This window comes from Afifella sp. H1R, from assembly GCF_021462425.1.
GTDB lineage: Bacteria > Pseudomonadota > Alphaproteobacteria > Rhizobiales > Afifellaceae > Afifella > Afifella aestuarii.
Window position 1 is genome coordinate 163,129 of sequence record NZ_JAKEDY010000003.1, and the last position, 11,173, is coordinate 174,301.

10 protein-coding genes are annotated in these 11,173 nt (G+C 65.7%); 6 read left to right on the forward strand and 4 right to left on the reverse strand.

Annotation, left to right across the window (positions count from 1 at the left end):
• The first annotated feature begins 147 nt into the window (after positions 1–147).
• The gene (locus L0F51_RS17765) at positions 148–2,274 is read left to right on the forward strand and encodes an SEL1-like repeat protein (protein WP_234630520.1); all 2,127 of its coding nucleotides are present in this window, start codon (positions 148–150) and stop codon (positions 2,272–2,274) included.
• Positions 2,275–2,398: 124 nt separating this feature from the next.
• On the opposite strand, the gene L0F51_RS17770 is transcribed toward L0F51_RS17765, so the two are convergent.
• The gene (locus tag L0F51_RS17770; RefSeq protein WP_234630521.1) at positions 2,399–3,646 is read right to left on the reverse strand and encodes an MFS transporter; all 1,248 of its coding nucleotides are present in this window, start codon (positions 3,644–3,646) and stop codon (positions 2,399–2,401) included.
• A gap of 259 nt (positions 3,647–3,905) precedes the next feature.
• Positions 3,906–4,250, reverse strand: a complete 345-nt coding sequence (locus tag L0F51_RS17775; RefSeq protein WP_234630522.1) for an addiction module antidote protein — start codon at positions 4,248–4,250, stop codon at positions 3,906–3,908.
• Between the two features lie 277 nt (positions 4,251–4,527).
• On the opposite strand from L0F51_RS17775, the gene L0F51_RS20225 reads away from it, so the two are divergent.
• The 3 genes from L0F51_RS20225 (at position 4,528) to L0F51_RS17785 (ending at position 6,810) form a co-directional block, all read left to right on the forward strand.
• Positions 4,528–4,944, forward strand: a complete 417-nt coding sequence (locus tag L0F51_RS20225) for a type II toxin-antitoxin system PemK/MazF family toxin (RefSeq protein WP_370642458.1) — start codon at positions 4,528–4,530, stop codon at positions 4,942–4,944.
• Between the two features lie 711 nt (positions 4,945–5,655).
• The gene (gene rnk, locus L0F51_RS17780; protein WP_234630523.1) at positions 5,656–6,111 is read left to right on the forward strand and encodes a nucleoside diphosphate kinase regulator; all 456 of its coding nucleotides are present in this window, start codon (positions 5,656–5,658) and stop codon (positions 6,109–6,111) included.
• A gap of 132 nt (positions 6,112–6,243) precedes the next feature.
• Positions 6,244–6,810, forward strand: a complete 567-nt coding sequence (locus tag L0F51_RS17785; RefSeq protein ID WP_234630524.1) for a nucleoside-diphosphate kinase — start codon at positions 6,244–6,246, stop codon at positions 6,808–6,810.
• Between the two features lie 28 nt (positions 6,811–6,838).
• On the opposite strand, the gene L0F51_RS17790 is transcribed toward L0F51_RS17785, so the two are convergent.
• Positions 6,839–7,777, reverse strand: coding sequence for a LysR family transcriptional regulator (locus tag L0F51_RS17790; protein ID WP_234630525.1), 939 nt, complete (start codon positions 7,775–7,777; stop codon positions 6,839–6,841).
• Between the two features lie 111 nt (positions 7,778–7,888).
• Between L0F51_RS17790 and L0F51_RS17795 the strand changes: the two genes are divergently transcribed.
• On the forward strand, positions 7,889–8,233 hold the full coding sequence (locus tag L0F51_RS17795) for a YciI family protein (RefSeq protein WP_234630526.1): 345 nt from the start codon (positions 7,889–7,891) through the stop codon (positions 8,231–8,233).
• A 28-nt stretch (positions 8,234–8,261) separates the two neighbouring features.
• On the forward strand, positions 8,262–8,876 hold the full coding sequence (locus tag L0F51_RS17800) for an NIPSNAP family protein (protein WP_234630527.1): 615 nt from the start codon (positions 8,262–8,264) through the stop codon (positions 8,874–8,876).
• Between the two features lie 60 nt (positions 8,877–8,936).
• On the opposite strand, the gene L0F51_RS17805 is transcribed toward L0F51_RS17800, so the two are convergent.
• A complete protein-coding gene (locus L0F51_RS17805) occupies positions 8,937–11,048 on the reverse strand; it encodes a S9 family peptidase (protein WP_234630528.1) in 2,112 nt (703 codons plus the stop codon).
• Positions 11,049–11,173: the final 125 nt, after the last annotated feature.

An 11,173-nucleotide genomic window follows, 5' to 3' on the forward strand; every position in this document is an offset into this window, starting at 1 on the left:
TAAGTGCGATGGCCTCTTTGACAACGGCTTTCCGCAAGGGAAGGCCTCTGATACCGGCCGCGGCCGCCTCTCGGGCCGCTTGTCCCGGCAGGGCCGCATCGCTAACGTCCCGGGCACCATCGAGCGGCCGAGGGAATCGAATCGAATATGGCGCAGAAATTCCACGTCCTGGGAGCACTCCTCGCTTCCGTGTGTTTTGCTGGAACGACACAAGCATCTGAGTTTACTGGGGTTTTGAGCGAGGCGACGAGCTTCGCCGGCGAGCGTCCCGGCGCGCCTCCGACCTTGGTGAAAACGCCCCTTCCGCGCCTGGCGCAGGCCGAGATCTCCGTTACGCCGGCGGACGAGAGCGAGGCCACGGGCGGCGAAACGGCGCCTGAAAAGGCCGCCGACACGGACAGGGATGCGGCCGGCGACGAGGTCGCCGAAGAGCCTGCCGACGAGATCAACGATAAGGGCGGCGCGGCCGATTCCGCCGGGGCGGAAAAAGGTGCCGCGGACGGCGCGAAAAGCGAGGTGCCCGAGGGCGAAGCCTCAGACAGTGAAGCCTCGGAGAGCGAGGCCTCCGGTGGGGCAGAGAGCACGCCGGCCGAGTTGAAGGCGGAAGACGCCTCCGAGGCCGGCAGTGCGCCCGCAGCGGCCGAAAGCCCGGCGGAAGACGGCCTTTCGACGGAAGACGGGGCGGCACCGGTCGACAGTGCGGTGCCGGCTGAGGGCGAAGGCGCGGATGCGGCCTGTGCCGGGGCGGAAGAGGCCTTTGCCAAGGCGATCGGCGCGGACGGCGCGGACGCGCTCGAAGCCTATGTGAAGGATTTTCCGGACTGCAGCCTGAGCGATGTCGCGCGCACGGAAATCGACCGGCGCGAGGCGGCGGCAGAAGAGGTGGAGCGCGTCTCGCGCGACGCCGAAAGCCGCATCTCCGACATGCAGAAAAAGCTCGACGAAGAAACCCGCAAAGGGGTCGCGGCCGCCGCGGAAAAGCAGGCGCCGTTCCTGGCGCTCGCCTGCGATACGCTCGCCGCCTCTCCGGAAGATCCCGAAAGGCCGGCGGATGTGCCGGGCGTGCCGTTCGCCATCCTCGATGCGCCGCGCGCGATCGAGGCCTGCGAGACGGCGCTTGCCGCCAATCCCGATGAGCCGCGGCTCGAGTTTCAGCTCGGCTACGCGCTCGACAAGGCCGGGCGCGACGATGAGGCGATGGCGCATTACCGCAAGGCGGCCGATGCCGATTACACCCACGCCTGGACGCTGATCGGCACGATGTACGATTTCGGCGAGGGCGTGCCGGAGGACGACGCGGAGGCGATCACCTGGTACCGCCGCGCGGCGGAAGCGGGCGATGCGCTGGCGCAGCGTTATCTCGGCACGAAGTATCGCAACGGCGAAGGCATCGAGGAGAATTGGGAGGAGGCCGCGAAATGGTATGGCCTCGCCGCCGAACAGGGTGATGCTTTTGCGCTGAACGAGATGGGCTGGCTCTATGAGACCGGTCGCATCGTCGAGCAGGACGACGTCAAGGCGGCGGCCTACTACCGGCAGGCGGCGGAGAAGGGCAACCGCACCGCGCAGCACAATCTGGGCCTTGCCTATCTCTACGGCCGTGGCGTGGCGCAGGATCCGGTGACGGGTGCCCTGTGGCTGTCGCGCGCGGCGGAAGCGGGCGACACGGATTCACAGAGCGAGCTTGCCGGCCTCTACCGCGAAGGCCGCGGCGTCGACAAAGATCCGGAACTCGCGCTCACCTGGCTGCGGCGGGCGGCTGACGCCGGCAACGCCTCGGCGCAGAACGAGCTCGGCCTTGCCTACGAGCGCGGCGACGGCGTGGAGAAAGACATGGTCCAGGCGGCGCGCTGGTACCGCAAGGCGGCGCTCGCCGGCGAGGGCTCCGCGCAGAACAATCTCGGCGTTCTCTACCGCGACGGCAACGGCCTGCCGCAGGACGACGAGAAGGCGGTTTCGTGGCTGCAAAAGGCGGCCGACCAGGGCAACGCCGTGGCACTCGCCAATCTCGGCTTCATGTACATGGAAGGCGGCAATGGCGTTGAGGCGGACCCGCTGCGCGCCGCCAATCTGATGCTGGAAGCCTTGGCGCAGGGCGAAGACAGGGCCGAAAGGCTCTTGATCGACGACAATGCCCGCGGCCAGCCCATAGCCTTCCGGCGCGCCGTGCAGGAGCGGCTGCAGGACAAGGGGCTTTATAACGGCCCGATCGACGGCATTCTGGGGCGCGGGACACAGGCGGCCTTGCGCCGCTTCCAGGAGCTGCGCGGCTGAGACGAATCCCGGGGCGCTTCGGCGCCTCGGGCTTTCTTGTGAGCCCCGGGGTCTTTTGTGGGCCCCGGGGTTTTTTGTGCCCCGGGGTTTTTTGTGCATGCGAGCGCTCGGGCGATCGCCCGTGTCAGGCCCCGTCGGCGGGGACAAGCCGTGTCGTGGCGACGCCGAAGATGGCGGCGATGAACATGACGAGGCAGATCGCGCCGAAGACGAGGCTGCCGGCAAAGAGGCCGAAGGCGTTCGACGCAAAGCCCATCGACAGAACGGCGAGCCCTGCCGTGCCGTAGCCGCCGAGGAAGAAGGTGGCGTTGACGGAGCCGAGGATCTCTTCCGGCGTGTGCCGATTGACGAGCTGGACGCCGGTATATTGCCCGACGCTCTGAGCGATGCCGGCCGCCGCCGCGGCGAGTGCGAAGAGCGGCAGCGACACGGAGACTTCGCTCAAGAGCACGAGCGCGAGGCTTGAAAGCGCCAGCGCCAGGCTGAGCCAGGCGGAGCGCCACACCGTCAGTTTGCGCGCAAAGACGCCGCCCAAACCGCCTGAGGCAAAGACCAGGAAGGCGGCGGCGCCGGCGACGATCGGACTTGCGTTGTGGAGAAGATCGGCGAGCATGGAGGGCGCGAGCGAGATGAAGAGCGCAGAGAGCGCGAACGGCCCGGCAAAGATGACGATCGCCGTCACGAGGATGGGCCGGTTCTCCGCCGGCAGGCGCGGCATTTGCCAGATGCGCGCGCTCTGAGACGGTCGCCGGAGCGGCGGCAGATTGCGGGCGAGGACGAGAAGGAGCGCCGCGAGCAGGCCGGCGAGGAGGACGAAGACGAGCCGGCTCGGCGCGGGGGCGAAGCTTGCTAGCGCGCCGGCCGTCAAGGGGCCGAGGCCGAAGCCGAGAACGACCGACAAAGTGGCATAAAGCGAGATATGGCCGATGCCGCGCCGGCGCCCGGCGAGGAGAATGGCCGCCGTGCCGGCACTGACGCAGCCGCCGGAGGCAAGCCCGATCAAAAAGCGCGCGACGCACAAGACGGCGACATTGGGCGCGAAGGCGAAAAGAAGCGCGGCCGCAACCGCAAGCAGGAGCGCCGGCAGAAGCACGAGGCGCGGGCCATAGAGGTCGGAAAGCCGGCCGCAGCACAACAGCGCGAGCAAGACGCCGAGATTGTAGAAGACGAAGATGACGCCGATCGTGCCCGGCGCGAAACCCATCGCATGCTGCCAGATCGGATAGATCGGCACCGGCGCATTGGCGGTCGCAAAGACGACGAGAACCGCCGCCATCAGGGCGAAGAGCGGCAGGGTGGGTTCTGCAGATGCGGCGGAAGGGGCGGCGGCACCGGCGGGGGGCGTGGCCGGCGGCTGGGACGAAGATGGCATGGCGGGATCGTGCTCTGGCGGAGGCGGGCGAACGGACGTCCGCGGGAGATACAGCGGAGTTAGGCGAAGACGCCGCTGCGGCAAGGTTTTGGGGTTGCGAGGCCTCGCGTGCCGGACCGGACGACCTCACTGGGCCGGCGCGCGCGCCCTGAAACGCGTGAGACCTTTCTTGCACGTATCGACGCGAGGTTTCGCGGCAGGCCTCCTGCGTGGCTGATCGAGGCGTGGTCTTTTATAGGCGAACTGCGGCGGGCGGAATTTATTCCTCACCTGCCGCCGTCAGCTCCCGTGGCGCCTTTTCGGCCGGCGCCTTGCGGGGCTGAAAGCTGAGCCGCAGGCCGAGCGCTTTGGCGACCTTCAGGATGGTGTCGAGCGTCGGGTTGCCTTCCCCCGAGAGAGCCTTGTTCAGGCCTTCGCGGCTGATGCCGGTGTCGCGCGCGAGCTGGCTCATATTGCGGGCGCGCGCGACGACGCCGAGGGCATGCGCGACGAAGGCCGGATCGTCGCCGCCTTCGTCCATGACGGCTTCGAGGTATTCCGCGATCCGAATCTCGTTCGTCAGAACCTCGGCAGGGTCGAACGGGCGCAGTGTTTCCACGGTCATATCTGATCTTTCCACTTGTGAGCCAAGGCCTTCGCCTTCTTGATATCGCCGGCCTGGCTGCTCTTGTCGCCTCCGCACAGGAGCAGGATCACGACGGCCGGTCCGAAAGGGCGCTGCACGGGTGGAAGTATCACTGTCGCCGCAACGATAGCGCCAACGCCCTTTTACTCATCGGCAGCTGTGTGACTTCGCCGGTGAACCGCTCATGCTGCGCGTATTGGCAGATTTGGCAATCATAATTACACTTGAGGATAATATAGAAGATCGATTCGCAGTAATGGCAATCAATTTTCATCCTCACGCTGGCACTGTCTTAATTTGCGATTTCAGGGGATACGAGGAGCCCGAAATATGCAAAAAGCGACCAGTCGTCGTGATTACGCCGAGACTGCCATACCGTAGCGGCTTGGCGACTGTAGTGCCGATCAGCCTCACTGCGCCAAAGCACGATCAACCATATGTCGTGCGGCTGTCCAAAAACTATCATCCCGAAGAATGCGACGAGCTGCCATGTTGGGCCAAGTGCGATCTGGTCGCGAGCGTAAGAATGCAGCGACTAGACCGCTTTAAAACAGGGCGTCGCAAGTGGGAAACGCCAAGGATGAGCGGAGAAGATCTGCAGGCCGTTCGTCTCGGAGTCGTGCATGGCTTAGGGCTCGGGGGCTTGCTTAAATGGCCCGATTCTACTAAATAAAACGCGTATCCCGTATATCGGGCTTTAAGACCTAGATCACTAGGCAGGCTGCCCACCGAACGATGACAAGTTCAGGGTAGCCTAGGTATTGTCACATGTCCCAGAACCCCGCTTCGGCGGGGTTTTGTGTTTCTGAGCTCATTTCACAATCTTACCTTTGCCTCGCCACCTGCGCATAGAACACGTTCCCCCGCTTGTCCCGCGACGGACGCACCACGCCCTTCTCCATCTGCTGCGGCAGAGCCCAGCCTACGCGCCCTGTGGCGCCGACGACCTGTCTCCGGTCTCGCTGGTTTCCTGAGGGGATGCTCTTTCATCTGATAGCCGTCGCGTGCAGGGCAGGAGTTGCCAACTGGAGTTATCAGACGCGGCGTGGTCGGTCTGCCGGGGCGTCGCCTGGCGTCGGCCCGCTCGCTTGACTTTGGGGGCGGAAGGCCTAGCCTGAGGGCATCATGATCCGAGCGCTTCTTTCCATTCTGCGAATGCTCCAAGGCCAGCCCGTCACGGGACTGTAGCCCGAAGCTCGGCCGTTGCGCCTTCCGAGCTTCGGGGGTGCGCAGCGATTTTTCATGATCCGTCATCTGTTTGATCTGTGACCCGGTCTGAGACCGGGACGATCCGCGATCTGAACGATCGGCGCGAAGGCGTTTCTTCCAAAACTCGTTTGCGTGGTCCGGCGAGAAAACTCGTCGGCCGAAGGGTCGTGCAACCATGTCTCAGATCGCCGAAAAAACTCAGATCGTCCAGAAACCTGTCGTCCAGAAACCTGTCGTCCGGAAACCCAAAGCCCTGCCGCGTCTCGTCATCGGCAGCGAAGATCATGCGCGCCTTTATGCGATCGCCAACAGCCTCGGCGGACCGCTCGCCGAGCTCGGCGAAAAGCTCCTGAGCGAGCTCGACCGCGCGCGGATCGTTCCTCAAGAGAAGGTCCCTGCCAAGACGGTGCGCATGGGCTCGACCGTTTCCTTCGCCACGAGCGACGGTTTCGAGCGGACCTACAAGCTCGTCTATCCCGAAGAGGCCGATGTCGCGCAGGCGCGCATCTCGGTGCTGACGCCGATCGGCGCCGCGCTCATCGGGCTCTCGGAAGGCCAGACGATCCCCTGGGAGGCGCGCGACGGCCGCGCCCTGTCGCTCACCGTCCTCAAGCTCGCGGACGAGGGGTGAGCCCGATGTTGTGCCGTGATGTCCGCGCCTGCCGCGGAGCGGAGGTTTTGAAATTCTGCACGTCTGGCCGGGCCGGCATCAGCCAGCCCGGCCGTGGGTCCTTCACGAAACGACATAACCGGGACACCAGACATGCCAGATGCGATTTTTCCCAAAGTTACTCCGCGTGATTTCTCCATCCTCGAGAACCTGCTCGAGGCCCGCCTCGGCAGCGACGAGCTTCTCGTGGCCGCATTGCGACGCAAGCTGCGCGAGGCGCAGCTCGTCTTCTCCGAGGATCTCCCTGCCGATGTCGCAACGATCGATTCGCGCATCCTATTGCGGGTCGACGAGCGGCTGCCGGAGGAACGAACCCTGGTGACCCCCGCCCATTACATCCCGGGCGTGGGTCATCAGTCGATCGCCACCCCGCGCGGCGTCATGCTGCTCGGACTCACGGAAGGCGAGAGCGTCGACGTCGATCACCTCGACCGGATCGAACGCGTCGAGGTCCTGAAGGTGCTGTACCAGCCGGAGGCGGAACGCCAGCGCTGGGCGCGCATGACGCGTCCGCATCTGGTGCCCGTGCGAAGCGCCGCGAGCAAAAGCGGGGCTGCAGGCGGGGTCACGGGCGGGATAGCGTCGGGCGGACGGCCGGGCGCTGCCAACACAACGCTCATGTCGTCGCATGACGACGATCCCGGGCCGGCAGCCGCCTGAACCCGGCCCGGGGGCAGGACCTCCCGGGTCAGGACTTTGCGGAGAAGCGCGCGAGGATGCGTGCGAGGAAGCCTGACAGCGTCGCCCGCATGCGCCGTTCGCGCGCATGGAGAAGATGGAAGGGCCGCGCCGGGCCTTCGTAATCCGGCAGGAGCCGCACGAGCCGGCCGGATGTGAGATCGTCGGCAACGGCGCTTTCATAGCCGAGCGTGATGCCGAATCCGTCGAGCGCCGCCTGGTGGATCGCCCGCCAGTCGTTGATCGACAGACGGCTCGCGCTCGGCACCCCGACCGTCTCTCCGCCCTTCGAAAAGGGCCATTCGCGCCCGAGCGCGCCGGACCAGGGGCTGAAGCCGAGGCATTCGTGGTTGCGCAGATCCTCGGGCGTTTCGGGCGTGCCGTGTTCGGCGAGATAGGCGGGCGCGGCGCAGGCGACGAGCCGGTAGGGCGTCAACGGATGGGCGAGAAGGGCGTGCGTCTGCGTCGACTGGCCGGCCAGTGGGCCGGACAGCTGGCCCGACAGCGGACCGATGCGGAAGACGAGATCGAAACCCTCTTCGATCGGATCGACATAACGGTCGCTCAAGACGAGGTCGCAGGTGACCTGCGGGTGGGCGCGGAGATAGGCGGTGACGAGCGGCACGAGCACCTGGGCGCCGAAGGTCACGGGCGCGTTGATCCGCAACAGGCCGCGCGGTTCCGAACCGGTTTCCGACGCCTGCGCTTCGGCGTCCGCGACATCGGCGAGGATCGCCTTGCAGCGGTCGCGGTATTGCCGGCCGAAATCGGTGAGGCTGTGGCGCCGTGTGGTGCGGTGGATGAGGCGGGTGCCGAGACGCTTTTCGAGCGCCTCGATATGCTTGGCGACCATCTGGGGCGAGATGGCGAGGACCGTCGCGGCGGCGGAAAACGAGCCGAGCTCGGCGACGCGCACGAAGACGGACATGCTTTCCAGCCGATCGGGCATTCACCACTCACACTTGGGACAGGAACAACCAGAGAGGCATTTATCACTCCTGGTTGGTCACCGAAACTCGGCGCCCTGATTTTCAGGAACCTGGTTTTCGAGGAGTGAGGCATGGCCTTTTACATCGTGACGATGACGCATCCGGACGGTCCCGGCTGGAACGAGCATGTGCTGGAGCATGTGGAATATCTGCTCGACCTGATCGACGAGGGCACCTTGAAGGCCTCGGGGCCGCTGAAGGGCACGCCGCTGCGCGCCGGCTTCCTGATCATGGTCGCCGACAGCCGCGAAGAGATCGAGAAGATCGTGGCGGGCGATCCGTTTGCGCGCGAGGATCTGATCGTGGAATTGACGATCGAGGAATGGGACCCGCTCTTCGGCGCATTCGGGGCGGAATCGAGCAAGGTGCTGCCGCCGGACATGAAGCCGCTGGCAGCCCGGCTCGGCTATCAATGATTGGCTATCAACGAGGTGAGGGCGCGACATGCTCTATGAACTTGCGACGCTCTCCTGCCCGGTGCTGGGCGTTACCAAGGCGGCCGAGGGCGCGCGGCGGTGGATCGGCGATGAGGATGCGCTCGGTGCGCCGCTCGGCATGTGGCGCTCCGACATCGGCACGATCGGCGAGCTTTTCGTGCTTCGCTCCTTCGAGGCGGAGGAGGAGCTGCGCGCCGAGCGCGAGCGCGCGCTGATGAGCGAGGACCCGTTCTTCGGCCGCGACACGGCGAAGGGGCTCCGGATGGAGAGTTTCGCGCCCTTTCCCTTCCTGCCGGCGATCAACCCCCGGCAATATGGCGGCCTCTTCGAGTTTCGCACCTATCATCTGCGGCCAGGCGGGCTGCCGCGGACGCTCGCGGGCTGGGAGGCGGCGATTGGCCCGGCTGCGGCCTATACCGATCACCTCGTGACGAACCTTTACGCCTTGGACGGGCCGCCGCGCATCACGCATATCTGGGGCTTTTCGAGCCTCGAAGAGCGCGCGCGCCTGCGCTCAGAGCACTACGCCGCCGGTCTCTGGCCGCCCAAGGGCGGGCCGGAGGAGATTGTCGAGGCGACCTCGACGATCGCCAAGGCGGAAGAGGGGTGGCCGATCGGGTAGCAGAACCGGGAGGCCGCCCGGTTCTGCCGTTCTGTCGTTCCCGAGACGGGAAAAGCGACCTCACACAGCCGGGAGCGGGGCTTTGTCGGTGAGGCCCATCACCTTGAGGGCGAAGGCGTATTCGATGGCGACTTCCTTCAAGGCGTCGAAGCGGCCGGAGGCGCCGCCGTGGCCGGCATCCATATTGGTGCGCAGGAGAAGGATGTTGTCGTCGGTCTTGGTGTCGCGGAGTTTGGCGACCCACTTCGCCGGTTCCCAATAGGTCACGCGCGGATCGGTGAGCCCGGCCATGGCGAGAAGCGGCGGATAGGCCTGCGCGGTGACGTTGTCATAGGGCGAATAGGCGAGGATCGTCTGATAATCGGCCGCGCTTTCGACCGGGTTGCCCCATTCGGGCCATTCCGGCGGGGTGAGCGGCAGCGTGTCGTCGAGCATGGTGTTGAGGACGTCGACGAAGGGCACGTCGGCGATGACGCCGCCGAAGAGATCGGGCGCCATATTGGCGACGGCGCCCATCAGCATGCCGCCCGCCGAGCCGCCATGGGCGACGATCCGGCCGCGCTTGGTCAAACCTTCGGCCACGAGATGCTCGCCGGCGGCGATGAAATCCGTGAACGTATTGGCCTTTTTGCTGCGCTTGCCCTCTTCGTACCAGGCAAAGCCCTTGTCCTTGCCGCCGCGGATATGGGCGATCGCATAGATGAAACCGCGATCGACGAGCGACAGGCGGGTCACGGAAAAGCCGGCCGGAATGGCGATGCCGTAGGAGCCGTAGCCGTAGAGAAGGCAGGGCGCGGAACCGTCGAGCGGCGTGTCGGCGCGGTAGAGAAGCGAGACCGGCACCTCCTCGCCATCCGGCGCTTGGGCGATGATGCGGCGCGAGACGTATTTCGCCGGGTCGTGGCCCGACGGCACCTCCTGCTCCTTGAGAAGCGTGCGGGCGCGGCTCTCCATGTCGTAATCGAAGATGCGCGAGGGCGTCGTCGGCGAGGAATAGGAGAAGCGGATCGTCGTCGTGTCGAATTCGTAGCCGGGATCGAGGCCGAGCGAATAGGCCTCTTCGGCGAAGGCGATCTCATGCTCCTCGCCGTCTTGAAGCCGCCGCACGACGATGCGCGGCAGCCCGGCCTCGCGTTCAAGACGAACGAGGTGGCCGGCAAAGAGGGCGTGCGACAGGAGAAGGCGCCCCGGCACATGGGCGACGAGCGGCTGCCAGTTCTCCGGCGAAGGCGACGCGACGGGCGCCGTCAGAATCTGAAAATCCTTGGCGTCACCGGAATTGGTGCGGATGAAGAGCGTGCCGTCCGCCTCGTCGACATAATATTCGATGCCGTCGCGGCGCGGCGCGATGAGGACGGGCTCCGCCTCCGGCCGGTCGGCCGGGATGAGGCGCGTCTCCGAGGTCTCGTGCGTGTGGCAGTCGATGAGGATGAAATTGCGCGACCGCGTCGCGCCGAGGCCGACGAAGAAACCGGGATCCGCCTCCTCATAGACGAGGACGTCGTCCGTGACCGCGGTGCCGAGCCTGTGGCGGAAGACTTTCGACGGCCGGTGATTGGCGTCGAGACGCACATAGAAGAGATGCGTGTTGTCGGCCGCCCAGACGGCGCCGCCGCTCGTATCGGGGATGACGTCGGCGATGTCTTCGCCCGTTTCCAGATTGCGGATGTGGAGCGTGTAGAATTCCGAGCCGGCATCGTCGAAGGCCCAGGCGAGGCGGGAATGGTCGGGCGAATGCGCCGCGCCGGCGATCTTGAAATAGGCATGGCCTTCGGCAAGCGCGTTGCCGTCGAGAAGGATGGTTTCTTCACCGCCCGAACGCTTCTGGCGCACGAAGAGCGGGTGCTGGCCGCCCTCGATGTAGCGGACCGCATAGGAATAAAGTCCGTCAGGCGCCGGAACGGAGGAATCGTCCTCCTTGATGCGCCCCTTCATCTCAGCAAAGAGCTTTTCCTGAAGCGCTTCCGTGTCGGCCATCTGGGCGGAAAACCAGGCGTTTTCGGCCTCCAGATAGGCGCGGATCTCAGGATCGAGCACGGAGGGATCGCGCATCACCTCCTGCCAGTTGTCGGCACGCAGCCAGTGATAGGGATCGTTGCGGGTGTGGCCGTGGCGGGTGATTTCATGCGGCCGCTTTGCGGCGCGCGGCGGGGAGGAAGGAATGTCGTTCATGGGCGCGAGGTAGGCTCGTTTGTTTTCCGGGGCAAGGGAATGGGTCGTGCGGCGTTAACCGAGGGCCTCGCAGGGACGGTGCGCGAACCTGCGGGAACCTGCATTGCCCCTGCGGCATCCGCGCA

Coding starts and splice junctions, on each gene's coding strand:
- L0F51_RS17765 (WP_234630520.1), top strand. CDS start 148: ATGGCGCAGAAATTCCACGTCCTGGGAGCACTCCTCGCTTCCGTGTGT.
- L0F51_RS17770 (WP_234630521.1), bottom strand. CDS start 3,646: ATGCCATCTTCGTCCCAGCCGCCGGCCACGCCCCCCGCCGGTGCCGCC.
- L0F51_RS17775 (WP_234630522.1), bottom strand. CDS start 4,250: ATGACCGTGGAAACACTGCGCCCGTTCGACCCTGCCGAGGTTCTGACG.
- L0F51_RS20225 (WP_370642458.1), top strand. CDS start 4,528: ATGGCAATCAATTTTCATCCTCACGCTGGCACTGTCTTAATTTGCGAT.
- rnk (WP_234630523.1), top strand. CDS start 5,656: ATGTCTCAGATCGCCGAAAAAACTCAGATCGTCCAGAAACCTGTCGTC.
- L0F51_RS17785 (WP_234630524.1), top strand. CDS start 6,244: ATGCCAGATGCGATTTTTCCCAAAGTTACTCCGCGTGATTTCTCCATC.
- L0F51_RS17790 (WP_234630525.1), bottom strand. CDS start 7,777: ATGCCCGATCGGCTGGAAAGCATGTCCGTCTTCGTGCGCGTCGCCGAG.
- L0F51_RS17795 (WP_234630526.1), top strand. CDS start 7,889: ATGGCCTTTTACATCGTGACGATGACGCATCCGGACGGTCCCGGCTGG.
- L0F51_RS17800 (WP_234630527.1), top strand. CDS start 8,262: ATGCTCTATGAACTTGCGACGCTCTCCTGCCCGGTGCTGGGCGTTACC.
- L0F51_RS17805 (WP_234630528.1), bottom strand. CDS start 11,048: ATGAACGACATTCCTTCCTCCCCGCCGCGCGCCGCAAAGCGGCCGCAT.